Below are 22,432 nucleotides of genomic sequence, written 5' to 3' on the forward strand. Positions count from 1 at the left end.
GATAGCTAGTTCGCTTCTAATTTTACGTCTTTTCCCTCGTACATATCCAAATAGAACGGATATAGTTTGTCGGCGTGCTTTTTAACCTCGTCTTGGTTTAAAGCTGCAATATCGTGACCGATGCCAAATGAGGCCGGAATTGAATAATATTGGAATTTGGCGCCAGAATCTGCAGCCATTTGCTTGGGTATGTTGACTGCGAGATTTTTATCAATTGCGGTGTCGTTTTCGCTTGTTACGACCCCGACATATTTTAGCCCTGGAGCTTTTAGGTCGGATTTATAGTTCTTGGCGATTATTATATATTTCCCAAGAGCACGATATGACAAATTGCTACCCGTGAACGAATCTGGAAGAATATTGCGTCCGTAAAGATTTCGTAAAAGCGGAATTTTCCAGGAGGGAGTTTCCGACGCTGAAGGCTGATAAAAAGGCGATAGAAGTAGCGCTCGTGATATGGTTTGGCTGTTGTACTGAGTAATCCAGGTCGCCATATTTGCGCCGCCAGAAAGTCCGACAATTCCCGTTTCATCACCCAAACCGCTAATTATGCTGGTGCTGGAATTCATAAATTGTGCCATTGCTGGAATGGTGATTTCTCCGTGTCGTTTATTGTCCGTCAGACCGTGGCTGGGAACGCGGGGAATATAGACGTTATAGCCGGCGTTGAAAAAGGTGTCGCCTAAGTCTGCAAATTGCTGTGGGCATGCGCTTACGCCGTGAATCATCATGACGGCTTTGGCAGTTTTTTTGCCGTGGGTTTTAATGATTGATCGGCACTCTGGTCTAATGTCGGCATTTGAGGCGTCTTCACTAACAGTACGATTTGCAGCGGCGATGGCGTCGTTGTAACTCAATTTTTCAGAGCTTGAAGATTGCAATTGCTTGGATATTGCTGGCCAAAAGAAAGCTGCGGCGACCAGTAAGGCGGCTGTAACGACAATTGAGCAGACTACCCAAATAGTAATTTTTACGATGCGATTTTTCCGTGAAGTATTCATGGATGTATTATATTGGTTGCGAGTGGAGTTGTGAAGTTTTGTGGCGATCTTCTTAATAGTCCATACAAATATCCCTATAAGGTTGCGTCACAATTTTCATTGAATCCAGACCGAGTTTGGCCTCAATTTCACTAATCGTCATCAGCGCACTAGTCTCATCATCTGACAAAACCTCAACTTCCACGAAAGTTCCGGCGCCTTTGATTTCGTCGATGGCTACCGTTGCTTGCGGAAAATCAGAGGACTGAAACGAGCGACGATATTTGTTGACCTCGACCAGTTGCATCATACCGAGGTTTGCCAGTAGCTGCTTGGCGGTTGCCGCGTCTTTGGGCTGAATTGGCAGGTTCGTTTCGGGCTTAATGATTACATTATTTTCCGTATGCGTTGCAGTGGTCGTTGCTGGCTTATATGTTACCTCAGCAAAACTATCGCGCTGGCGAATCCGCAAACATTCAACCGTCTGCATAAAATCGACATCAGGACGGGAATAATACGTATCAATTTCACGTAGATTACTCTTTAACTCAAAACCGATGTTTTGCAACCGTCCGATTAGCTCTTCAAGATTGCCCGTTAGCTGGCGCTTGCGTTCGATTTCTAGTAGTTTTTTGGTCATTTGATAGCCTTTCTTATGGAAGTGTAGATATTTGAATATTTATTTATATGATGGTTTAATTATAGCAAGAAAGGCAAATAATTTTATGACCACACACCAATTAAGATTGGCGACTGAGCCGTTTAACGCTATTATTTCTGGCAATAAGACTATCGAGTCGCGATTATATGACGCCAAACGACAGAAAATCCAAATCGGGGATCGGATTATTTTTACAAATAGAGATAATTCTGAGCAAACTGTTACCGCTGAGGTTGTTGGTTTGCTGAGATACGCGACATTTCGTGACTTATTTTCTCACAATAATCCTGCAAAATTTGGCGGTGAGAGCGTCGAGTGGCTCGAAAAGCAGATTGGTGAATTCTATTCTCTCAGCGACCAGCTGGAAAATGGCGTGATAGGTATTAAATTTGAAATATTTTAATGGATATAATAAACGACCGTCCTATCCAAGTTACGTCAAAAATCGTAGCTATCGCAGGAAGGTGTACATCATGACTGAGTCGTCAGTCGACAACATCATCGTGCGCCCCGCAAGGGCGGACGATTTCGATTTCGTCGCGGATCTTATGATACGGGCTCTCACACCGTTTTATGACGGTGACCACTATGCACACGCACGGCGTATCTTTGATGCGCACATGGCAGGCGGTGTTGACTACGTCGGCCAGTTCTCGGCCGGACAGCACATGTTCATCGCCGAGAGTGATGGACAACCCGCGGGTGTCATTCATGTTGTCAACAAGAAACAGGGGACTGTCAAGATCAGCCCTCTCATTGTTGACACGGCGTACCGAGGAAAGATGGGCGTCGGAAGCATGCTGCTTGAGTATGCCGAAGATTTCGCCCGAAGCCATGGTGCTCGGCAGATCTACTGCACTGTGGCAGAACCGAACAAAAAGGCGCTGGAATTCTTCATCCGGAAGGGCTTCCGCGTCACTGGCACAGCGAAGGACCACTACAAGATTGGCGTCGATGAGCACATGCTGTACAAACAGCTCGTTGACGAGGCGGGGTTCGACTCGCCGAACATCTCTGTGGTTCCGTTTAACGAGAGCCAGCACGCTGACGGTGCGCGAGCTCTCATCCTGTCGCAGACGAGTGACGACTTCGAAGGAGTGGACGACAGTTGGGTTGACGCCCTCTTCGCTGGCTACCGTCGTATGGAATCTGGCGACGTGAACGTCAAGTTCAAGATCATCTTTGTCGCTGAGTGCAACGGTCAGGTTGTCGGTGTCGCTGGTGCGACCCCGAAGAAGGGTCAGCCTATCAAGCTGATGCCTTTGGTGGCCTCATCGGAGGCTGCGTTCGAGGCGCTTGTCACTGATTTGCAGGGACTGCTGGAGGACTATGGTCGCAAGCTGTACGTCCACCTGGTCCCTGAGCCGTGGCAGGTCGTCTGTCTCCAGCGTCACGGCTGGAGTCTGGAGGGCGTGTTCCCGGGAGGGTATGCGCCTACCAGCGTCGTTCAGCAGTGGGGAATCAGTCTCAACAAGGAAGGAGTGCCTATGCGTAAGATGCGCATCAAGCGTCCATACTACGACGCAATCATGTCCGGCAAGAAGACTCTCGAGGTGAGGGTCGGATATAACAGTATCAAGCGGCTGAAGGCTGGCGAGCTGCTACAGCTCGAGACCGGTCACACATCGGGCGTGGTACGGATCAAGTCGATCCGTATTTACCGTAGCTTCGCCGACATGCTGGCGGCTGAGCCGTGGCAGCAGATCGTGCCGCAGGCAGAGAGCGAGAGGGAGGCTCTGCGCCTCCTTCGTAAGATCTACCCTGACCACAAGGAGAACCTTGGTGTTCACGTCATCGAGGTTCAAAAGTAGGACGACGAGAGAGGTGTGCATCCTCTAGGTTGGAGAAATCCATCTGAACAAATGCGAGTGACTTGGGCTAGTGTAACTGGTATCTGACTTAAGATACCGAACAGACTATACTGTCTTTAATGAAAACACTAAAGATGAATTATTTGAAGAAATCGGTCGAGTTTGGGTTGATATTGTTGAGAATAATACACAGGATATCGCGTAATAAATCAAATAACACAATCGTCCTAGTGTTATCGGCATATCACATGCCTAGACCCGCATCTATTGTGTATGCTAAAATAAAACTACAAACAACATCCGCGCGCCGTTTCGCAGCAAGAGGATGTTTATAATCTGAAAGAGGTGACTTTTATTAAATCCATCATCTGCAAAGACGTCTTCGGTAATCAATACACCGTTCCTGTTGATGAACTAAATATTCGCGTCGGCGTGTATGCAGTTATTATTGAGGATAATAAGATTCTTTTAACTAGGCAATGGGATGGTTATAGTCTAATTGGCGGCGGCGTCGAGAAGGGCGAAACGATTGAGGAATCAATTGTCCGTGAAGTTAAGGAGGAAACTGGACTGACTATCACACCAGATAGAATCATTCACCAAGCAACTACTTTCTTCAAGCGTAACGCTGAGTCGCAAGCTAACCAGTCAATTCAACTGTACTTCACCCACAGCCAGCTGCACGGGCAAATCAATAATGACAACATAACCGACAGTGAGAAGACTTATACTAACGGCACGCCAGAATGGGTCGATCTGGGTGAGATTGATAACATAAATTTCCGTCACAGCGTGGATCTAAAAACAATTATACAGGCGTATATTTCGCAATCTCGCACCCGCTAATAGACGAATAATAATGAAACTATCCAAACCCGTCATCCTCACTGGCGGATAATTATATTCAAGGAGTCTACTATGGCGAGGGTAATTATGCTATAGCCCAGATATATCCAGAAATTAGAGGAGATCAAGAGGATGTCATAAGGCTTGTTATAGGGGTAGTAAGAATGTTGGGAAGGACAGATCAAGTCTCGGATAAATGCTTTAAATAATCAATAACATCTATATAATAAGGATCTGCGTTCTCTGGAATATTAGCATCTAATAATTCCGATAACGTCATCCAACGGTATTTTTTATGTTCCCAGCTCAATTTAACAGAAATGTCAGACTCAGTCTTATCTATGACTATCTCAAAAAGTACATGTTTTGTGTTTTTGTACTGCTTAACAAATAGCTTTTTTAAGTCATTTGGATATATACATATGCCAGTTTCTTCCTGTACTTCTCGTGCAGTCGCCGTCTTAGAAGTCTCTTTCGATTCTACTTCTCCTCCAGGAAGGTCAAGATGCTCAGGGAAATTAGGGTGAGTATCTCCCCTATAAAGCAGTAGATATTTACCATTTTTATTCTTAATAAGCGCTTTTGATACTGCTTTAATCACATTTCAATTGTAATGGAGAGGTAATATTTGGTCAATGTGACATACTGTGAATAATGAAAAGCGCCAAAAAATTCAACTTGGAGACGAAGTCACTTTTACGAATCGAGAAAACACCAGTCAGACAGTCGCTGTAAAAGTGGTTGGTTTATTGCGTTACTAAACCCTTCATGACCTTTTCATTCATAATAATCCTGCAAAATTTGGCAGCGTTAATATTTCCTTTTCAGAATCTTTTCTCTGCTAGAAAATCAGCTAGAGCTAATAATCCAGGATTATCGTCGCCTTTATTTGTTTTAGGATTGCGTTCATATTTGCGACGTTTATAGTTTTCGCTAGGTCATTTCTGGATAGTGGCGTAGCGGTTTGTTGATAAAAATATATGGGCACTGAAATATAAAATGGGTCAGACGTGAAAGCTTCGGCAAGATTTCTTAGGTCGGTTGCGTGCGAGGATATGTTAAAGCTTTGTAAATATGTCTGTATAGTTTCACTTGAGCTCAGTCGAGCAAGGTCTGTATTTTTTACGGTGTAGGTTTGGCTGGTGTAATTGCCGTCATAGTACGCTATAAACTGTCCGGGGCTGGATGGGTAGGATGAGATTTTATCTAAACAAATGTCGCGTACCAGGTCCAAAAGTATTGGATATGTGCAGAAAAATGCGGCAGTCAATTCATCGCTGGCGTCAGCAATTTCTACAGCAATCTTAACGTCTGTAAAATCCTTCGGACTATGGCTGATTTTAAGAGGAGAAATCTTAGATTTTGGGTGTGAATTGCTGGGAGCGGTTTTTTGACTATCGATAAAATATTTTTGACAAAGAGCGAGCTGTTCTTGTAGCAGCGTCATGTCTGCTATATCAATGTTGGATTGCATCTCGGCTTCTATGTGCGAGATGGACTGTTGAATAAGAGACGCCTCAAAAGGCGTAATATCGTTGATGATTTTTTCAAATAATGTATTAGACTCGCTTGTGAATAGTGCGGACGTAAAAAATACGCTTGATTCGCTAGTCGTGCCATCTAACTCTCCAGTAAAAGCTCGGTTGCCGCCAACTTTTTCCGTTTCCTTTAAGAATCGCCTAATGATCAGATGCTCAAACAGGTGGCACGTGTCGTGACTAGCTGGTAAATCGTAGGCAGAGTATAGCTTATGAATCATAGGTTTATTATAACAAGGTAGTAACCCACCCAGGCAGCTTTATGATATCAGGACAGGGTCCTCCCGAATTTAGAAGTGTTCAGCCAACATAAACCTACCAACTCCGCTTTTGTTTGATTGCTGCCAGATAATAGTGACAACGACCATTTGGGTCTGAGACGAAAAATAATTCTTCTACTTCATCATTTGGACAGATTCTGAGGTGTTGGTCATTGGCATATGGCTTGATAAGATATGTGAATTCAAACTCAAAACCGCCAGATATTTTCTTTACTTGTTGGCTCTCGTCTGTTGGGTCGGGATAGTCAATTGCTACAAGTATGAGCGACTGGCCAGCTGTTGTTTGAAATAGATAATAGACCGCATCTGGATATAGTGTGATGAAAGAAGCAAATTCACGAACATATGTTGCTTCATTAAGTAAGGGAAAGGCTTGAGTGATAAAATCTGGTGTTGTGATGCCGATGCTATTTTTCATGTCTTTATAATTGTACTATTTTGAGTGTGAAAAATTGACAGTTTTATGACGTGTATCGTGGTCTGCTGGTAAAGAATATGCTGAATGCAAGTTGTGGATCATGAGTTTATTATATCAGTATGGAAGTTAGCCTAAATCTTATAAGCTTGGTGGCGTGTTCGTACGAAGAGAAGCTTTATTTATTATAATCAAACAAGCTTCCAGCCCCCGCCACTTTATATAAAGCATCTACCGCTAAGAGCATATCGTTCTGAAGTGTTGGCTGATTGTCGATATTCTTATCATAAAAATCCCGCAATGGCGCCGGATAGCTTTCGTCGGGCATATCGTACAGGAATGTATTCTGTAGTAGTTCCTTCTGTTCGGGCGAAATATCATTAAAAAACTCTGGATGAAAATCATAAAACCATTCTAGGCGAGTCTGTAATTCTAGATATTTATCATAGTCCATAACTATATTATAATTCAGGGAATGACCCCTCTCCAAGTCTGAAGAGAGGGGAGTCCTTGAGGATTATCTCCTGCCTGCTCAAGGATGGCTGTATTTTACTCTAGAGTAATTTTGCCTTTGTTATTTGTAGTTTTCTAAGGTCGATTACTTGCCGGTAAGATGGTATAATTATATCAGTATGAAAGTTAGCTTAAATCTTATAAAACAATTGATTAATTTTGAGTTGCCGCCAGTTGATGAGCTGGTGTCGCGTGTCAATCAGCAACTTGGTGGTGTTGAGGAAGTGATTGACCTGAAAGCCAAATATGGTGGCGCGCGCATTGTGCGGGTTGTTGAGTGTGAAAAGCATCCGAATGCGGATCGTCTGAGCGTGACTAAAATTGACGATGGCGGCGTAGAAGACGTTCCAAGGGATGACAATGGTTACGTGCAAGTGGTTTGCGGTGCGCCGAATGTTCATGCTGATATGTGGGCAATTTGGTTGCCGCCAAAAAGTACCGTCCCAGCAAGTTTTGATGACGCCGAGCCGTTCGTGCTGGATGCGCGACCGCTGCGTGGAATCTTAAGCCAGGGTATGCTGGCGGCGGCTGACGAGCTGGCAATTGGTACAGATCACGAGGGAATTATTGAGATTAATGAGCGTGATATTCCGGCGGGCGTCACGCTTCAGGCTGGCGCGAGTTTTGCGGAAGTGTTTGGGCTGGATGATTACGTGCTGGAAATTGAGAATAAGATGTTTACGCACAGGCCGGATTGTTTTGGGCAGCTCGGTGTGGCACGCGAAATTGCTGGCATTTTTCATCAGCAGTTTAATAGTCCTGATTGGTATAATGCTATTCAAGAATTCGCAGATAGCGATGGCTTAGAGCTTGAAGTGTTTAATGAAGCCAATGAGCTTGCGCCCGCATTCTCTGTGATTGCTATAAAAAATGTAGATATTCATCCAAGCCCGTTGTGGTTGCAATGTCAATTAGTCGCAATGGGCGGCAAACCTATCAATAACATCGTTGACGCGACAAACTACGTGATGTTTATGACGGCGCAGCCGACTCACGCTTATGATTACGACAAGTTGCGTGGACATAAACTTGGCGTGCGAATGGCGCGCAGTGGCGAGAAGGTTGGTTTGCTTAACGGCAAGGAATATGAATTGACGTCTGGCGATATTGTTATCGCTGATGGCGAAGGTGTGATTGGGCTAGCGGGAATTATGGGCGGAGTTGATACTGAGGTTTCGGCTGAAACGAAGAATATTGTCCTTGAATGTGCCAATTTTGATATGTACGCACTACGTCGCACGGCTATGCGTCACGGAATTTTCACCGATGCTCTGACCAGGTTTAATAAGGGGCAATCGCCAGCACAAATTGACCCTGTCTTAAAATGGTTAATTGGTATGGTTGGTGGTGAGCAAGCTAGTCCTATGCTATTTAAGAATCATTCTTCATTGCGACAAGTGTTGGTCGATGGTAAGCACTGGCACGGTGGATTGTTGATTCCTAAAAGGTTTGTCGAAGAACGTCTGGGTGTTGACTTTGCCGAGAATGAGATTGAGACACTACTAAAGAATGTTGAATTTATCGTTGACGATGGTAATAAATATGGCGAAGCTGGCGTGATGGTTTACAGTCCATTTTGGCGAACAGATATTGAGCTTCCTGAGGATGTCGTTGAGGAGGTTGGGCGATTATATGGCTTTGATAAATTACCGCGTCATTTGCCAGAGCGAAGCATTAAGCCTGCGCCGAAGAATGAGCGTCGTGAATTGAAGCAGAGAATTCGTCAAAGTTTGTCGCGAGCTGGAGCGAACGAAGTTTTGACGTATAGTTTCGTTCATGAGCGCGTTTTGAAAAATTCCGAGCAAGATCCGAGCCGTGCGTATCGCTTGAGTAATGCGCTTAGTCCAGACTTGCAATATTACCGAATTAGCATTTTGCCGAGTTTGCTGGATAAAGTTCACGCCAATATAAAATCTGGACATGACGAATTTGTGCTGTTTGAAATTGGCAAAATTCACGATAAGAAATTAGGGTTTAACGATGAAAATTTGCCGATTGAAAAGACTTTCATTGACGGAGTTTATGCGAATAAAAAACCTCAAGTTGGCGCGCCGTTTTACAAGGTGAGAAAAATTACTGAAAGGCTGATGAAAGATTTGAGTGTTGAGGTTGGTTTTGTGAAGATTGCGGAATCTGACAGCGACGTTCCAGCGCCATTTGATGCGAAACGCAGCGCTTGGATTGTGGCGAAGAACGGCGACAATTTGGGGATTGTTGGCGAGCTGGTTCCGTCTGCTCGACGTAATTTCAAATTGCCAGATTATACGGCAGCGTTTTCTATTGACATTAAAAAATTGCAGGAAAATCTGAGTAAAAATCAGGGCTACAATTACCAACCATTAAGTCGTTTTCCATCGACTGCCAGAGATATTTCATTGAAAATGGATTCAGATGTTGATTACGCGAAGGTTTATGCTTGCGCCGAAGAAGTTGCGAAAAAACACGGTGAGCTACAAATTGACATAACGCCAATTGCGATATATCAGCCAAAAAATGACGATTCGACAAAAACTGTAACTTTGAATGTAAAGTTTACGAGCGCTGAGCGGACGCTGGAAGATAGAGATATTGCGCCGATTATTGAGGAGATTGCCGCGATGGCTGCGGAAGAATTCGACGCCGCTCAGGTTTAATGTGATTGTTGCGCTTGATAAAAATTGCTATAATTGGAAGGTAAATAAAGGAGGAATATGGCAACTACAAAAGGCCAGAGAATAGGTATTTGGGTTATTGCCGGCATGATGTTTTTGGGGACCGTTGGCGGATTTGTCGCTATGATGGTGGCGCCTGGAAATGAAGCCAAAGACCAAGCCGCGTTTAAGAAGGCTCAGGATGAATACACCAAGGCTACTGACGAACGGAAAAAGAAAGTAGAGGCTCAGGCTAATGAATTGAGTCAAAAATACTATGGCAAGTTTTCTGAGTTTAGCTCGCGAGTTGGCGCGTTTGAAGCCGGTGATGTGAAAGAGCTTATTAAGGAAGATTTGGTTGAGGGCGAAGGCGCTGAAGTTAAGGACGATACTAAATTGGCTGTTTATTACATTGGCTGGAACGCTAAGGGTGAGATTTTCGATCAATCAATCGCTGACGGCAAACTGAAAGCTCCGCTCAATATGGACGGCCCGGCAAATACTGCGGTTATTCAGGGCTGGAAAGAGGGTTTGATTGGTATGAAAATTGGCGGCGTGCGTGAACTAACAATTCCAGCCAATAAGGCCTATGGCGACAAGGCTCAGGGTGATAAAATTCCTGCAAATTCTCCACTTAAGTTCGTAGTGATGGCTATTGAAAAGCCAGCCGATATTCCAGAGCCGGAAATGCCAGAAGTGATGAAGCAATATTATCGATCGCGAGGTTTTAATGTCTAAAGATGTTGTTATTGTTGGCGCTGGTCCAAGCGCGTTAACGGCGGCAATTTACTTGTCGCGCGAAGATGTCGACACGACGCTATATGAGCGTGGCGTGGTCGGCGGAATGGCGGCGATTACTGATCAAATTGACAATTATCCTGGATTTGCTGAAGGTGTTACTGGAATGAAATTGGCGTCTGAATTGCAACAACAGGCGGAGCGATTTGGTGCGAAGATTGAGTATGGCGACGTGACGGAATTGAAGCAAGTTGATGGCGAGTTGGAGCTGACAATTGACGGTCAATCTGTCCGCGCGAAGTCGGTTTTGCTAGCGACTGGTTCGAATCACCGCAAATTAGGCGTTCCGGGCGAAGACGAATTATATGGTCGAGGCGTGCATTACTGTGCGACTTGCGACGGCGCGTTTTATCGCGATAAGAATCTAATCGTTGTCGGTGGCGGAAACTCAGCGGTGCAAGAAGCGATATTTTTGACGCGATATGCTAGCCATATTGACCTGTTAGTTCGCAGTAAATTGCGCGCCAGTGACATTTTGCAAAAAGATTTGCAGAAGTATGTCGATGATGGAAAAATTACCGTTCACGTCGGTGCAACGACTGATGAAATTATTGTCAAGGACGATAAGTTTTACGGCGTTAAATCGACCCAAAACGGCGAGCAGAAAGAGTGTACTGCCGATGGGTTATTCGTATTTATCGGGCTAATTCCGAACACGCAATTCCTGGCAAACTCGGACGTTGAGTTGGACTTAGGCGGACACATCATTACTGACGAGCATCTGCATACTAATATTCCTGGCGTTTTTGCTTCTGGCGATGTGCGCTCGGGAGCAACTATGCAAATCGCTTCGGCGGTTGGTGAAGGTGCGGTGGCAGCGCTGCAGATTCGTGAATATTTACAAGAAAAAGCCAGAGAGGAGTAGAAAATGGCAGATTTTAATCAAATTTTAACACCTGGTGATGTCGAAAACGGCATCGTAAATGTAGTTGTTGAGATTCCACAGGGATCAAGTCATAAAATTGAGTGGAACCGCGAGCTTGCAGTGATGCAGTTGGATCGTGTTGAGCCAGCTATTTTTGCAAAGCCAACAAACTACGGTTTCATTCCGCAGACTTTGGATGAAGACGGCGACGAATTGGACGCGCTAATTATCACTGACGAACCGTTGACGACCGGTATTTTTATGGAAGCAAAGGTTATCGGCGTGCTGGAATTTGTTGACGATAATGAAGTTGACGACAAGGTTATTGTTGTACCAGCCGACGACCGAAACACTGGCAACGCAATCAATTCACTAGAAGACCTACCTCCACAATTGTTGAAGCAAATTGAGCACCATTTCAATCACTACAAGGATTTGAAGAAGCCTGGCTCAACAGTAGTCAAGGGATTCGGCGACGTAGAAAGAGCAAAGCAAATCATCCGCGAGTCAATTACTCGTTGGAATGAAAAATAAATCGCGTTTGATTATTGATTAAAACCGAGAGACTGGCGAGCGTTACTTGTGTCGGAAGAACGAGGAAACGCCGCCAGTTAATTGTTGTAAGATGCCGTTTGAGTGGGATAATTGTAAGCGTAATTTATCTTTGGCGTGTGGCGTAATTATGACGTCTCGCCAATCTGGTTTTGGACGAGCGGATTTGCTTGTTAAGACTTCAATTGTGTCGCCGTGTTGCAATTTGTAATTGAACGGTTTCATCACTCCATTGATCTTAAATCCACTTGCGCGCGCCGCGATGTCGGAGTGAATTCGATAGGCATAATCCAAGGGAAACGCTCCGCGAGGCAAATCATAAATGTCGCCCTTTGGTGAGTACACGAAAATCCTATCAGAAAACAGCTTCATTCGGAATTTGTTGGAGTCGAACCGCTTTCCTTCGCTAATTAAAGCGGCGGCTTCTTGAAGCTCGCGAATCCACGATAAATCGGCTGGCATAGTTCCGATTTTTCCTTTTTTATAGGCGTCGGTCAATTTTTGCTCATTATAATGGAAACTAGCCGCTAATCCACGCTCGGCGTATTCGTGCATTTCTTTGGTTCGAATCTGGAACTCGACAATTTGTCCGCTCGGAGTTTGTACGGTTGTGTGCAGGCTTTGATAGCCATTTGGCTTTGGATTGGCAACGTAATCTTTTATCCTTTCATACATGGGCTGGTACATATCATGTAAAATTCCCAAGACCAGATAGCCGGTCGATAAATCATCAACAATTATTCTTAGGGCAATCAAATCATAAATCTTATCAATATCGCCAACTTTGTCCAATTTCTTAAACAGACTATAAACGCTCTTAACGCGCCCGTCCATCTGAAAAACTAGCTTTTCCGCCTTCAGTCGCGCTTCAACTTCGCGGCGAACGTGATCCAATTTTCGTTGCGATTTTTTCAGTCGACTGTCCATCAAATTTTTGGTTTCTTGAAAAGCTTTCGGCATCAAATATCTAAAACTCAACTCCTCCAATTGAACACGAACTCGTCCCATATTTAAGCGGTCAGCCAGCGGCGCAAAAACTTCAATTGTTTCTCTGGCAATTTTTTTCTGCTTTTCTGGTGTCATAAATTGTAGCGTTCGCATATTGTGCAGGCGGTCGGCTAGCTTGATAATTATCACGCGCACATCTTCGCCCACGGCAATCATCAACTTGGTCAAATTGTCCTTCGTGTGTGGCAAATAACTATCCAGGTTTCGCATCCCGGCGCGAGCTTGTGAAACTTTAGTCACGCCATCCACCAGAAACGCCACATCGCGTCCAAACAAACTTTCCAAATCGTCTAAAGTCGCGTCGGTATCTTCAACGGTGTCGTGCAGAACTCCTGCCACAACCGTATCGATGTCCATGCCCCATTCAATTAGAATTCCCGCCACCGCCAATGGGTGATTTATGTAGGGTTCGCCACTTTTGCGCTTTTGCCCAGCGTGCTTTTCCGTGGCGTAATCGATTGCGCTCGCTAAAACTAATACTGGCACTTCGTCGTATTTTTGTTCAGCAATTGACAATAACTCTTCGCGCGTCATATTTATATTATACAACTTTGTAGTATAATTAAAAAAAGCTAAAGCGAAAATATCTAACAGGGAGGGCGATATGGCTGTAACGAGAATAGCAATTAACGGCTTCGGGCGAATCGGACGCAATGCGTTTAAGATTGCTAACGAGCGAAGCGACTTGGAAATTGTTGCGATCAATGATTTGACTGACACGAAAACTTTGGCGTATTTGTTGAAGCATGATAGCAATTACGGCGAGTACGGACGTCAAGTTGATTTTACGGAAAAAGAGCTGATTATTGAGGGTAAGCCGGTTAAGGTGCTGGCTGAGAAAGATCCAGAAAATCTGCCGTGGCGAGATTTGAATATTGATGTGGTGATTGAATCGACGGGATTTTTTACCGATAAAGATGGTGCGGGCAAGCACTTAACGGCTGGCGCAAAGCGTGTGGTTATCAGTGGTCCAACGAAGTCTGAGGGAGTCGATACGATTGTTTTGGGAACTAACGACGACAAGGTAAAAAACGCGACGCCAATCGTGTCTAACGCTAGCTGTACGACCAATTCTTTGGGTGCGGTTATGGCGATTTTGGACGCGGAGTTTGGCGTTGAAAAGTCAATGCTAACGACGGTGCATAGTTATACTGCTAGTCAAAAGCTTCAGGATGCGCCATCCAAGGATCTTAGGGAAGGTCGTAACGCCGCCGAAAACATTGTCCCGACTACGACTGGTGCCGCAATTGCTGTAACTAAAACCTTGCCGCAGTTAACCGGAAAATTTGACGGACTTAGCGTGCGCGTACCGACTCCAGTGGTGTCGCTTAGTGATGTGACGGCGCTTCTCAGGAAAGATGTGACTGTCGAGCAGGTAAATGACGCGTTCAAAAAAGCCGCCCAGAGTAATTTCTATCAAGGCATTTTGGGTGTTTCCGAGGAACCTTTAGTCAGCCGCGACTTCATTGGCAATTCATATTCTGGAATTGTCGATCTTCCGTTGACGAAGGTAGTTGGTGGTAATTTGATTAAGGTTATGGTCTGGTACGATAATGAATGGGGCTATTCGAACCGGCTGGTTGAACTGGTGGCGGATGTGGCGTATTATCTGAAAAAGAGTGAATAAGGACATCTTCCAAAAAGGAAATAACCCCGCACTATGACAGTGCGGGGACGCCGGGATTTCCGGCGGTTTCACAGAATACTTATTGTCTCGCGCCTTCTGCTGGCGCGGAGCATCTCAATCTCAGTCCTCCTCGGACTTCTCAGGCTTAGTGTCCTCATTGCCCCCAAAGAGGTACTTCAAGAAGGCCGCCATCTCCCTTTCGGCGGCTCTCCTACGCTTCCATTCAATGGCTCCGAGCACGACGCTCATCATGAAAGAAATGATGGCCGCCCAGGCAGGAGCGTCGTATATCATCGTCGACAAAGACGAGATTGGCGGCCACGCCACCTCCCACCGTTGCACCGTCAGAGGTGCGTCCAGGTACGCGATCGCCAGCTCCGACCAAGCCAGGGCGACGAACGTGATATGGATCGTTGCGAACAGCCCCGCCGCCGACAGGGCCGCCGTCGACAGTCGGTGTCTGTACAGTGACACGATGGTGAAAGCAAGCAGTCCAGCAATGAGCGTGACGCTAATGGCCACGGTCAGAACGGCAGTGGACATAACTTTCTCCTTCCAGAGAAATTTTTGAGGTGCGGCCTTTCAGAACCGCGACCTCAACCGGGGTGAACTCCCCGGTTAGTTGCTTTTCACGGTTTGAAAAGCTGATATATATATATATCATACCAGCCACAAAATGTCAATACTTTTTGTCAAATATCTACACCCTACCTCTGATAAAATACCTAACTTTTCCTTGCAAAAATCACCGAAAACGCTTATACTAAAATTATGAAAATCTACCTCGGATCTGATCATCGCGGCTTTATGTTGAAAGAAAAAGTTTTTGCCTATTTGGTTAAAAATGGCTACGACGTGCAAGATGTCGGTGGTATAGAATTAAATCCTGACGATGATTTTCCGCAATTCGCACAGGCGGCGGCGTTGAAGGTTATTGGTGATGATAGCAAAGATCCGCGTGCGATATTAATTTGCGGCGGCGGTCAAGGAATGTGTATGGCGGCGAACCGCTTTAAGGGAATTCGTGCCAGCGTGATTTGGGATGCGTTTGAGGCAAAGATGACACGCCAAGATAACGACTCAAATGTTTTATGTTTGCCGGCGCGAGTTCTGGAAGATAATGAATCGGCGTGGAAAGGAATTGTGGAAACGTGGCTGAACACCCCTTATGCAAATGCCCCACGATTTAATAGGCGTAATGCGCAATTGGATGAATTGTCATGAGTAATTCTGTAATCGCACCAGCAATTTTGGCAGAAAATGCCGAACAATACAAAGAGCAAGTTAATAAAATAACTGGGCTTGTTGAGCGTGTACATATTGACATTTCTGACGGTGAATTTGCTCCGACGTTGACTGTCGGAATTCCAGAATTATGGGCGCCAGAGGGTTGGATGATTGATATTCACGCAATGGTTAATGATGTTGCTGAGTATGTTCCGAAGTTGATTGCCTTAAGACCTCATATGATTATTATTCACGCAGAGGCGACGGGGGATGTGAAGACCGCGCTTATGCAGATTCGCCAGGCTGGAATTATGGCGGGACTAGCACTACTTAAGCCGACGGTTCCGCGAACGGTTGAGGAATTGATAAAAATAGCAGATCATGTGATGATTTTTAGCGGTGAGCTGGGACGATTTGGTGGAACTGCTAGTTTGATGCAACTAGAAAAAATACGACTTATTAAGGCTATTAATCCAAATGTTGAAATTGGCTGGGACGGTGGAGTGGCGGTAGATAATGCGTATAGTTTGGTTCAGGGCGGCGTTAACGTTTTGAACGTTGGCGGCGTTATTCAGAAATCGTCAGATCCGCGCACCATTTTCTCCAGATTGCAACAGGAGATTAATAAAACGAGCGTGCTTTAATGGATATCGACCAAATAGTGAAATTGAAGAGAATATCACAACAATTGCGAAAGTCTGTTATTAGCGAATTATCGGCGGCTGGCTCGGGTCATTCGGCTGGCTGTTTGGGGTTTGCTGATGTTATGGCGGTTTTGTATTTTCATGCCATGCAACTAGACCCTGAGAATCCTGATTGGGAAGACCGGGATATTTTCGTGATGAGCAATGGTCATTATGCGCCACTTTTGTATGCCACGCTGGCGGAGCGGGGATTTTTTGACAAAAAAGAGTTGGCTAATTTGCGAAAATTTGGCTCCAAGCTTCAAGGTCATCCAGAACGTGGCAGTTTACCGGGAATTGAAACAACTAGCGGTCCTCTGGGGTGCGGTCTAAGTCAGGCGGCCGGCATGGCGTATTCATTGCAATATTTGGGTGGCAATTCTGAGCGATTCGTTTACTGCAGTTTGGGTGATGGCGAGCTTGACGAAGGGAATATTTGGGAAGCGGCGATGTTTGCGAAAAAATATAATCTGGCAAATTTAATTGCGATTGTTGATAGAAATAATATTCAGATTGGTGGCGATACGGAAAAGGTGATGCCGCTAGGGGATTTGGCGGACAAATGGCGAAGTTTTGGCTGGGATGCGCAGGAAATTGACGGATATAATCATTTGGCGATAATTCAGGCGATTGATAAGGCAAAGAATTCTCGGCAGCCTAGCGTGATAATTGCGCATACAATTCCTGGCTGTGGCGTTGATTTTATGGAATACGATTACCGTTGGCATGGAAAATCTCCAAACGCCGAGGAGGCGGAGCGGGCGCTTGCTCAATTGAGTGAAGGAGGCGGCGAATGAGTTTCTTAATGGAGAATTGGCAGAATTTGGAACTTGCGGCAATTCGCGTTGGCTTTGGCGAAGGCTTGGTAGATATTGCGAAGAAAAATAATTTGGTGGTGGCGTTGAGCGCGGATTTGATGGAGAGCGTTGGCTTTGGCAAGTTTTATGAGGAAATCGGGAAGCCGCGGGCAATTGAAGTTGGCGTGGCGGAACAGAATTTGGTTACCGTGGCGTCTGGATTGGCGGCTATGGGAAATATTCCGTTTGCGGCCAGTTATGCGGCGTTTAGTCCGGGTCGTAACTGGGAGCAGATTCGCACGACTATTTGCCTTAATAATCAACCGGTCAAGTTGGTAGGTTCTCATGCTGGGCTAAATGTTGGTCCGGACGGCGCAACGCATCAAATGTTGGAAGATATTGCGCTGATGCGAAGTTTGCCAAATATGGTGGTGTTGGTGCCCGGTGATGCCAATGAGGCTAAGCTAATGGCGGCGGCAATGGCTGGAGATAAACGCCCGAATTACGTAAGATTGCCAAGAGAAAAAACACCGCTATTCCTGAATCAATCTACTTTTGAGATTGGAAAAAGTTATACGTTAAGGCGTGGCAAAGATGTTGCCTTGTTTGGAACTGGCGTGATGACTTATCAATTACTGTTGGCGGCGGAAAAGCTCGCGAATGAATATGACATTCAGGCGGAAGTGATTCATTTTCCGACGATTAAGCCATTGGACGAGGATGCTGTACTTGATGCGGCTCAAAAATGCCAAGCTGTCATTACGGCGGAAGAGGGGCAGATTGTTGGTGGATTTGGCTCAAGCGTGGCAGAAGTTCTTAGTGAGAATTTGCCGGTGAAGATGAAGCGAATTGGCGTCAATGATACATTTGGCGAGTCGGGTAAAATGTCTGAATTGTGGAAAAAGCACGGTTTGGATGTCGATTCAATTGTTCGTAGTGTTGTCAATTTTCTCCAATGAAAAGCCCGCCAGGAGCTACTGCCAAGATCTAATTAAAGACCTCAAAGCGGTAGTCCTGGCGGGTTGTGTGTGTCACCTACGGCCACACCTGGAGTTGCACCCCTCGTGGTGGTCGTACCCGTCGTGGTGGTCGTGATGTTTCATGCCGATGGCCGCGGCGGGGAGTATGGTGCTCCCCATCGCGAACGCCAGCGCCGCCGGTAGTCCGTAGGCTACGTAGAGATGGGCGACAATCACCCACCACACTGCGGATAGCAGTGCAACAATAATCAAAAACGAGTTCCCCATGAAATAAACTGCTCGTACTACGGGGTTCATGTCCTCTCCTCTCCTGACGCTCAAGACCAAAGGGCTCTTTTGCCCCTAGGAAAGCCCCGAGCAAAAGTTATTTTATGTTATCACCAAAACAACATAATGTCAATTCTCTTGGCATAGCGGGCGGTAATTGATATAATTACCATAAGTATTTTAGGGGGCAGTATGGGATTATCGATTTCAGAGATTCGGAAAAACACGACGCGGGCGCGTCATTTAATGCAGCGGACACGGGCGCAGCGTTTTGCGGTTGGGGCGTTTAATATTGACAATCAAGAGACGTTGATTGCAGTGGCGCGGGCGGCACAAAAGCTTCAATCACCAGTGTTGGTTGAGGTTTCTGACGCCGAAGTGAAGGCTATGGGTCTAGAGAACGTTCGCGATTTGGTGGACAATTATAAGGCTGAGTACGGGATTGAAATGTACTTGAATTTGGACCACGGTCCGACGGTTGAGGGCTGTAAGCGAGCGATTGACGCTGGATATGAGTTTATCCATATTGATATTTCTCAGGCAAATCATAATGCTTCCGACGAGGAAATTATTGCGAAGACTCGTGAAGTTGTTGAATATGCCAAGTTTACTGGTGCGCTAGTGGAGTCTGAGCCGCATTATTTTGGCGGAAGTTCAAATGTTCATACGGAAGATATAAATTATGAGGAGATAAAAAAGACCTTCTCTACGCCAGAAGGTGCGCGTGCGTTTGTTGAGGCGACTGGAATTGATACTTTTGCGGCGGCGATTGGCAATTTGCATGGCAAATATCCAGTTCCGAAAGTGTTGGATTTGGATTTGTTGGTTGACATTCGCGAGGCGATTCATTGTCAGATTTCGTTGCACGGTGGGTCTGGCACGCCACTGCATTATTTTGAGGATGCTGCGAAAATTGGCGTTTCTAAAATCAATATCAATTCTGATATGCGTTACGCCTTCCGAACAACCCTGGAGAAAACCTTGCGAGAAAATCCAAATGAGTACGCTATCGTTAAATTGATGCCGCCAGTTTATGCTGCCGTACAGGAAGTGGTGGAGTCGAAGATTAAGGCGTTTAATTCCGCGCGAAAGGCAGTGGTTTAATGGCGAAAATCATTACGGTTGGCGCGGCGATTCAAGACGTATTTTTAAGTCAATCAGACGCACTGACGCCAGTTTGCGAAAGTCCGGAACATTGTTTTGCGCGACTAGATTTGGGTGCGAAAGCCGACGTAAACCAGATTCATTTTTCAACTGGTGGTGGCGCTACAAACGCCGCGGTAACGTTTTCCAGGCAAGGTCATTATGCTAGTTTTATGGGAGCAATCGGTCATGATCCAGCGGGGCAAGCGGTAATTGCAGATTTAGATAAGGAAAATATTGATACGCATTTGGTGCGATATTCGCCAAAATACAGTACGGGATATTCGGTGTTACTATTAGCTTCAAATGGCGAGCGAACGATTTTAACGTATCGCGGAGCTTCGACGCATTATCATGAGGCGGATTTTGATTTGTCTGAAGAGGACGCGGATTGGCTATACGTTTCAACTTTGGCGGGAAATATGCCGATGCTTCATAAATTATTCCAGCAAGCCAAACGTCGCGATATGAAAATCTGTTTTAATCCTGGAAAGAAAGAATTGGCACAAAAGGATAAATTGCTGGGATTATTGTCTGATGTCGATGTTTTAACTTTGAACAAAGAAGAAATGCAACAGTTGGTGTCTGGCGAGGATTTAGAAGCCTTGGTTAGAAGAGGCTTGAGATTAGTTCCGGTCGTTTTGGTGACGGATGGCGTAAATGGCTCAATTGCAAGCGACGGAAAAACCATCGTGCGAGCGCTGATGTACGATGACAGGCCGTCAATTGACAGAACTGGCGCTGGAGATGCGTTTGCGTCGGGATTTTTGAGTGAATGGGCGCGAAGTGGCAATTTGAAAAACTCTGTGATTATGGGCAGCGCGAACGCTAGTTCGGTGGTTATGAAAATTGGAGCAAAGGCTGGAATTTTATATGCTGGCACAGTGCTTCATGTTATGCCAATTCAAGAAAGGGAAATATAATGGCGCAAAATTTGGGAAAATTGTTGGGCGGTGACGTGAAAAAGCGTCGAGCATTAACCGAGCTCAGGCAGATGACTAGAGATGATAGCGATGTGCGATTGATTGCGGAAATATTGGCTAGAGCGCACTCGATTATTCGATCTCTAGGTCTGGATCCGTCAAACGCTACGGCGGAAGAAATTTATCAATCGCTAATGGCTATTGCGCCGAAAGTGGACAAATGGGCGCCGTTCAAGGCCTCTGAATGGGTGCTTTTGGACGTTGATGGGCAAGTGATTTCTTTTAATCCAATGGATGTTATAAATAACTATCACTGCCAGTTACCTCTGGGAAAGCAGCAAACAACGTATGGCAAGCGAGGTCTGGGATTTGAGATTACGCGCCGATATAAAAACCACCCGCGCACGTACAATCCAGCCGTAGAGCGAGTGGTTTGCCAGGGTGGAATTTGTTGGATTGAGCCGAAACCTAAGAAATAACTATCGGTCGCAACAAGTTCGCTGATTTTTAATTAATTTAACCACCTCTGGAATATCTTCGGTAATTGTGTAGATTTTTTCATCGCCGTCAGAGATTAGCTTATTTGGAAGCATATTTTCGCGCACAAAATCATCCCATTTGCCCCAGAATTTTTTATCAAACAGAACAATTGGCACGGGCGCCATTTTCTTGGTTTGCGTCAATGTGATAATCTCACAAATTTCATCCATTGTACCGAATCCGCCAGGGAAACAAACGTACGCATCAGCTAGAAGCGTCATAACGATTTTTCGTGGCGCGAAGTGGGTGAATGCGAACGAATCTGTCGTGTAGTTGTTTAATGATTGCTCGTGTGGCAAGCGAATGTTGAATCCGACTGATTCTCCGCCAGCTTCCATAGCGCCGCGGTTTGCCGCTTCCATAATTCCGCCGCCGCCGCCGGTGATAATTGTATAGCCTTCTTTGGCTAGCTGAAACGCTAAATCTTTGGCTTTTTGATAATATTCATTATCTTCAGTTATCCTGGCTGATCCAAAAAAAGTTACGGTTTTATGATATTTTTGGAGAATTTCATAGCCAGCATGAATTTCGTCATCGACTTTTCCTAATCTGAACATTGCAGCCTGAAGTTGCAATTCGCGCGGAATACAAACATTTTTCGGTGTCATCATTATCCTTTTTATTTTATGATTTTAACTTTATTACTATATCATAAAATGTCTATGGTTACAATACATTGACGGCAAATAATCCATCATATACAATCAAAACACAATCTAAATGGAGGTTTTATGGAAAATAAATCAACGGCTAATAAATGGCTGATCGCGGCGGTGGTTATTATGGGTATAATCATTGTTGCTATGGCTACTTGGATAATTGCTGGTGCTGTGTATAAAGATAAGGATTCTAGCGCTTCGGTAAAAAGTAGCCAGACAAAGAAGGATTCATCTGATTCACTGGAAAAAACTCGCGGTGAAGGCGAGGAGCCGTCAAATGAGGCAAAGAAAGAGTATAAAGATTTCCGAACCAAAGGCGACGGTACGGGCATTCGTTTAACTTCAGCAAGTGATGTTGATAAATTGGATATTGATAGCTCTTTGAAGAAGTTTTTGAAGTCTAAAGTTGGTCAGCCAATTCCAGAGCGTGAAGGTTCTGTGTATGAGCCAATCATCGACCGTGCATATGGAAAATATGCGGCAGTATATGGCTTGACGAATGCTTATACTATTATCGGACCAAAGAACGGCACTGGTGAAATTGCAATTGTTGCGGGCACGCAGCAAGGCGGTATGTCATGTTCAGACTTGAAGTCGGCGTCGGTTCCAAGTCGTTTGGTTGACGGCAAATGTGAAGTTTCTGGCTCGTCTCAAACTTATAGTCAAGACTAGTTTTCATAAATATAGT

26 protein-coding genes are annotated in these 22,432 nt (G+C 45.2%); 16 read left to right on the top strand and 10 right to left on the bottom strand.

Annotated features, from left to right (window positions below; all coding sequences use genetic code 11):
- Positions 1-5 precede the first annotated feature (5 nt).
- The gene (locus tag LRM49_RS01250) at positions 6-1,001 is read right to left on the bottom strand and encodes a serine aminopeptidase domain-containing protein (protein WP_243778053.1); all 996 of its coding nucleotides are present in this window, start codon (positions 999-1,001) and stop codon (positions 6-8) included.
- 52 nt (positions 1,002-1,053) lie between these two features.
- The gene (gene cyaB / locus LRM49_RS01255) at positions 1,054-1,620 is read right to left on the bottom strand and encodes a class IV adenylate cyclase (protein ID WP_243778054.1); all 567 of its coding nucleotides are present in this window, start codon (positions 1,618-1,620) and stop codon (positions 1,054-1,056) included.
- A gap of 85 nt (positions 1,621-1,705) precedes the next feature.
- Between cyaB and LRM49_RS01260 the strand changes: the two genes are divergently transcribed.
- The 3 genes from LRM49_RS01260 (at position 1,706) to LRM49_RS01270 (ending at position 4,298) form a co-directional block, all read left to right on the top strand.
- Positions 1,706-2,044, top strand: coding sequence for an ASCH domain-containing protein (locus LRM49_RS01260; protein ID WP_243778055.1), 339 nt, complete (start codon positions 1,706-1,708; stop codon positions 2,042-2,044).
- Between the two features lie 70 nt (positions 2,045-2,114).
- Positions 2,115-3,452: a GNAT family N-acetyltransferase gene (locus LRM49_RS01265; protein ID WP_243778056.1), complete on the top strand. Its 1,338-nt coding sequence runs from the start codon at positions 2,115-2,117 to the stop codon at positions 3,450-3,452.
- A gap of 345 nt (positions 3,453-3,797) precedes the next feature.
- Complete coding sequence (locus LRM49_RS01270) at positions 3,798-4,298, top strand: NUDIX domain-containing protein (RefSeq protein WP_243778057.1); 501 nt, start codon at positions 3,798-3,800, stop codon at positions 4,296-4,298.
- A gap of 181 nt (positions 4,299-4,479) precedes the next feature.
- Here the strand turns inward: LRM49_RS01270 and LRM49_RS01275 are convergent, their stop codons facing one another.
- From LRM49_RS01275 to LRM49_RS01290, 4 genes are all read right to left on the bottom strand, one after another.
- A complete protein-coding gene (locus LRM49_RS01275) occupies positions 4,480-4,899 on the bottom strand; it encodes an NUDIX domain-containing protein (protein WP_243778058.1) in 420 nt (139 codons plus the stop codon).
- 258 nt (positions 4,900-5,157) lie between these two features.
- A complete protein-coding gene (locus LRM49_RS01280) occupies positions 5,158-6,057 on the bottom strand; it encodes a hypothetical protein (RefSeq protein ID WP_243778059.1) in 900 nt (299 codons plus the stop codon).
- 94 nt (positions 6,058-6,151) lie between these two features.
- Entirely contained in the window at positions 6,152-6,535 is a 384-nt protein-coding gene (locus tag LRM49_RS01285; protein WP_243778060.1) for a hypothetical protein, read from the bottom strand.
- A gap of 175 nt (positions 6,536-6,710) precedes the next feature.
- Positions 6,711-6,986, bottom strand: coding sequence for a hypothetical protein (locus tag LRM49_RS01290; RefSeq protein WP_243778061.1), 276 nt, complete (start codon positions 6,984-6,986; stop codon positions 6,711-6,713).
- Between the two features lie 178 nt (positions 6,987-7,164).
- On the opposite strand from LRM49_RS01290, the gene pheT reads away from it, so the two are divergent.
- The 4 genes from pheT to LRM49_RS01310 are packed head-to-tail and all read left to right on the top strand — an operon-like array spanning position 7,165 to position 11,872.
- A complete protein-coding gene (gene pheT, locus LRM49_RS01295) occupies positions 7,165-9,678 on the top strand; it encodes a phenylalanine--tRNA ligase subunit beta (protein WP_243778062.1) in 2,514 nt (837 codons plus the stop codon).
- A 57-nt stretch (positions 9,679-9,735) separates the two neighbouring features.
- Positions 9,736-10,413, top strand: coding sequence for an FKBP-type peptidyl-prolyl cis-trans isomerase (locus tag LRM49_RS01300; protein WP_243778063.1), 678 nt, complete (start codon positions 9,736-9,738; stop codon positions 10,411-10,413).
- On the top strand, positions 10,406-11,338 hold the full coding sequence (locus tag LRM49_RS01305; protein ID WP_243778064.1) for an NAD(P)/FAD-dependent oxidoreductase: 933 nt from the start codon (positions 10,406-10,408) through the stop codon (positions 11,336-11,338). Before LRM49_RS01300 ends, LRM49_RS01305 begins: the two co-directional genes overlap by 8 nt.
- A 3-nt stretch (positions 11,339-11,341) precedes the next feature.
- Positions 11,342-11,872: an inorganic diphosphatase gene (locus tag LRM49_RS01310; RefSeq protein WP_129744642.1), complete on the top strand. Its 531-nt coding sequence runs from the start codon at positions 11,342-11,344 to the stop codon at positions 11,870-11,872.
- 42 nt (positions 11,873-11,914) lie between these two features.
- On the opposite strand, the gene LRM49_RS01315 is transcribed toward LRM49_RS01310, so the two are convergent.
- A complete protein-coding gene (locus LRM49_RS01315) occupies positions 11,915-13,432 on the bottom strand; it encodes a RelA/SpoT family protein (protein WP_243778065.1) in 1,518 nt (505 codons plus the stop codon).
- A 70-nt stretch (positions 13,433-13,502) separates the two neighbouring features.
- Here LRM49_RS01315 and gap point away from each other — a divergent pair, with 70 nt between their 5' ends.
- A complete protein-coding gene (gap, locus tag LRM49_RS01320) occupies positions 13,503-14,525 on the top strand; it encodes a type I glyceraldehyde-3-phosphate dehydrogenase (RefSeq protein ID WP_243778066.1) in 1,023 nt (340 codons plus the stop codon).
- 120 nt (positions 14,526-14,645) lie between these two features.
- Here the strand turns inward: gap and LRM49_RS01325 are convergent, their stop codons facing one another.
- Positions 14,646-15,068, bottom strand: a complete 423-nt coding sequence (locus LRM49_RS01325) for a hypothetical protein (protein ID WP_243778067.1) — start codon at positions 15,066-15,068, stop codon at positions 14,646-14,648.
- Between the two features lie 228 nt (positions 15,069-15,296).
- Here LRM49_RS01325 and LRM49_RS01330 point away from each other — a divergent pair, with 228 nt between their 5' ends.
- From LRM49_RS01330 to LRM49_RS01345, 4 genes are read left to right on the top strand one after another with little or no spacing between them, the layout of a single operon-like run.
- Positions 15,297-15,749, top strand: coding sequence for an RpiB/LacA/LacB family sugar-phosphate isomerase (locus tag LRM49_RS01330; protein WP_243778068.1), 453 nt, complete (start codon positions 15,297-15,299; stop codon positions 15,747-15,749).
- Complete coding sequence (locus tag LRM49_RS01335) at positions 15,746-16,396, top strand: ribulose-phosphate 3-epimerase (RefSeq protein WP_243778069.1); 651 nt, start codon at positions 15,746-15,748, stop codon at positions 16,394-16,396. Before LRM49_RS01330 ends, LRM49_RS01335 begins: the two co-directional genes overlap by 4 nt.
- Positions 16,396-17,232: a transketolase gene (locus LRM49_RS01340; RefSeq protein ID WP_243778070.1), complete on the top strand. Its 837-nt coding sequence runs from the start codon at positions 16,396-16,398 to the stop codon at positions 17,230-17,232. The genes LRM49_RS01335 and LRM49_RS01340 overlap by 1 nt, the downstream gene beginning before the upstream one ends.
- The gene (locus LRM49_RS01345; RefSeq protein ID WP_243778071.1) at positions 17,229-18,191 is read left to right on the top strand and encodes a transketolase family protein; all 963 of its coding nucleotides are present in this window, start codon (positions 17,229-17,231) and stop codon (positions 18,189-18,191) included. The genes LRM49_RS01340 and LRM49_RS01345 overlap by 4 nt, the downstream gene beginning before the upstream one ends.
- A 72-nt stretch (positions 18,192-18,263) precedes the next feature.
- Here LRM49_RS01345 and LRM49_RS01350 read toward each other — a convergent pair whose 3' ends face one another.
- Positions 18,264-18,509 (bottom strand): hypothetical protein, encoded by a 246-nt coding sequence (locus LRM49_RS01350; protein WP_243778072.1) that lies wholly within the window; start codon positions 18,507-18,509, stop codon positions 18,264-18,266.
- Positions 18,510-18,671: 162 nt separating this feature from the next.
- On the opposite strand from LRM49_RS01350, the gene LRM49_RS01355 reads away from it, so the two are divergent.
- Genes LRM49_RS01355 through LRM49_RS01365 form a run of 3 tightly spaced genes read left to right on the top strand, consistent with a single transcriptional unit; the run spans position 18,672 to position 21,024 of the window.
- The gene (locus tag LRM49_RS01355) at positions 18,672-19,583 is read left to right on the top strand and encodes a class II fructose-bisphosphate aldolase (protein ID WP_243778073.1); all 912 of its coding nucleotides are present in this window, start codon (positions 18,672-18,674) and stop codon (positions 19,581-19,583) included.
- A complete protein-coding gene (locus LRM49_RS01360) occupies positions 19,583-20,545 on the top strand; it encodes a carbohydrate kinase family protein (RefSeq protein WP_243778074.1) in 963 nt (320 codons plus the stop codon). The genes LRM49_RS01355 and LRM49_RS01360 overlap by 1 nt, the downstream gene beginning before the upstream one ends.
- Positions 20,545-21,024: a hypothetical protein gene (locus LRM49_RS01365; protein WP_243778075.1), complete on the top strand. Its 480-nt coding sequence runs from the start codon at positions 20,545-20,547 to the stop codon at positions 21,022-21,024. Before LRM49_RS01360 ends, LRM49_RS01365 begins: the two co-directional genes overlap by 1 nt.
- Here LRM49_RS01365 and LRM49_RS01370 read toward each other — a convergent pair whose 3' ends face one another.
- Complete coding sequence (locus tag LRM49_RS01370) at positions 21,025-21,696, bottom strand: LOG family protein (RefSeq protein WP_243778076.1); 672 nt, start codon at positions 21,694-21,696, stop codon at positions 21,025-21,027.
- A gap of 120 nt (positions 21,697-21,816) precedes the next feature.
- Between LRM49_RS01370 and LRM49_RS01375 the strand changes: the two genes are divergently transcribed.
- Positions 21,817-22,416 (top strand): hypothetical protein, encoded by a 600-nt coding sequence (locus tag LRM49_RS01375; protein ID WP_243778077.1) that lies wholly within the window; start codon positions 21,817-21,819, stop codon positions 22,414-22,416.
- Positions 22,417-22,432 lie beyond the last annotated feature (16 nt).

Origin of the sequence: Candidatus Nanosynbacter sp. HMT-352 (genome assembly GCF_022819365.1) — a bacterium.
Classification (GTDB): Bacteria; Patescibacteriota; Saccharimonadia; order Saccharimonadales; family Saccharimonadaceae; genus Nanosynbacter.

Bases quoted from the DNA above. Each gene is read 5' to 3' on its own strand.
- LRM49_RS01250 (WP_243778053.1), bottom strand. From the start codon at position 1,001: ATGAATACTTCACGGAAAAATCGCATCGTAAAAATTACTATTTGGGTA.
- cyaB (WP_243778054.1), bottom strand. From the start codon at position 1,620: ATGACCAAAAAACTACTAGAAATCGAACGCAAGCGCCAGCTAACGGGC.
- LRM49_RS01260 (WP_243778055.1), top strand. From the start codon at position 1,706: ATGACCACACACCAATTAAGATTGGCGACTGAGCCGTTTAACGCTATT.
- LRM49_RS01265 (WP_243778056.1), top strand. From the start codon at position 2,115: ATGACTGAGTCGTCAGTCGACAACATCATCGTGCGCCCCGCAAGGGCG.
- LRM49_RS01280 (WP_243778059.1), bottom strand. From the start codon at position 6,057: ATGATTCATAAGCTATACTCTGCCTACGATTTACCAGCTAGTCACGAC.
- LRM49_RS01285 (WP_243778060.1), bottom strand. From the start codon at position 6,535: ATGAAAAATAGCATCGGCATCACAACACCAGATTTTATCACTCAAGCC.
- LRM49_RS01290 (WP_243778061.1), bottom strand. From the start codon at position 6,986: ATGGACTATGATAAATATCTAGAATTACAGACTCGCCTAGAATGGTTT.
- pheT (WP_243778062.1), top strand. From the start codon at position 7,165: ATGAAAGTTAGCTTAAATCTTATAAAACAATTGATTAATTTTGAGTTG.
- LRM49_RS01300 (WP_243778063.1), top strand. From the start codon at position 9,736: ATGGCAACTACAAAAGGCCAGAGAATAGGTATTTGGGTTATTGCCGGC.
- LRM49_RS01305 (WP_243778064.1), top strand. From the start codon at position 10,406: ATGTCTAAAGATGTTGTTATTGTTGGCGCTGGTCCAAGCGCGTTAACG.
- LRM49_RS01310 (WP_129744642.1), top strand. From the start codon at position 11,342: ATGGCAGATTTTAATCAAATTTTAACACCTGGTGATGTCGAAAACGGC.
- LRM49_RS01315 (WP_243778065.1), bottom strand. From the start codon at position 13,432: ATGACGCGCGAAGAGTTATTGTCAATTGCTGAACAAAAATACGACGAA.
- gap (WP_243778066.1), top strand. From the start codon at position 13,503: ATGGCTGTAACGAGAATAGCAATTAACGGCTTCGGGCGAATCGGACGC.
- LRM49_RS01325 (WP_243778067.1), bottom strand. From the start codon at position 15,068: ATGTCCACTGCCGTTCTGACCGTGGCCATTAGCGTCACGCTCATTGCT.
- LRM49_RS01330 (WP_243778068.1), top strand. From the start codon at position 15,297: ATGAAAATCTACCTCGGATCTGATCATCGCGGCTTTATGTTGAAAGAA.
- LRM49_RS01335 (WP_243778069.1), top strand. From the start codon at position 15,746: ATGAGTAATTCTGTAATCGCACCAGCAATTTTGGCAGAAAATGCCGAA.
- LRM49_RS01340 (WP_243778070.1), top strand. From the start codon at position 16,396: ATGGATATCGACCAAATAGTGAAATTGAAGAGAATATCACAACAATTG.
- LRM49_RS01345 (WP_243778071.1), top strand. From the start codon at position 17,229: ATGAGTTTCTTAATGGAGAATTGGCAGAATTTGGAACTTGCGGCAATT.
- LRM49_RS01350 (WP_243778072.1), bottom strand. From the start codon at position 18,509: ATGAACCCCGTAGTACGAGCAGTTTATTTCATGGGGAACTCGTTTTTG.
- LRM49_RS01355 (WP_243778073.1), top strand. From the start codon at position 18,672: ATGGGATTATCGATTTCAGAGATTCGGAAAAACACGACGCGGGCGCGT.
- LRM49_RS01360 (WP_243778074.1), top strand. From the start codon at position 19,583: ATGGCGAAAATCATTACGGTTGGCGCGGCGATTCAAGACGTATTTTTA.
- LRM49_RS01365 (WP_243778075.1), top strand. From the start codon at position 20,545: ATGGCGCAAAATTTGGGAAAATTGTTGGGCGGTGACGTGAAAAAGCGT.
- LRM49_RS01370 (WP_243778076.1), bottom strand. From the start codon at position 21,696: ATGATGACACCGAAAAATGTTTGTATTCCGCGCGAATTGCAACTTCAG.
- LRM49_RS01375 (WP_243778077.1), top strand. From the start codon at position 21,817: ATGGAAAATAAATCAACGGCTAATAAATGGCTGATCGCGGCGGTGGTT.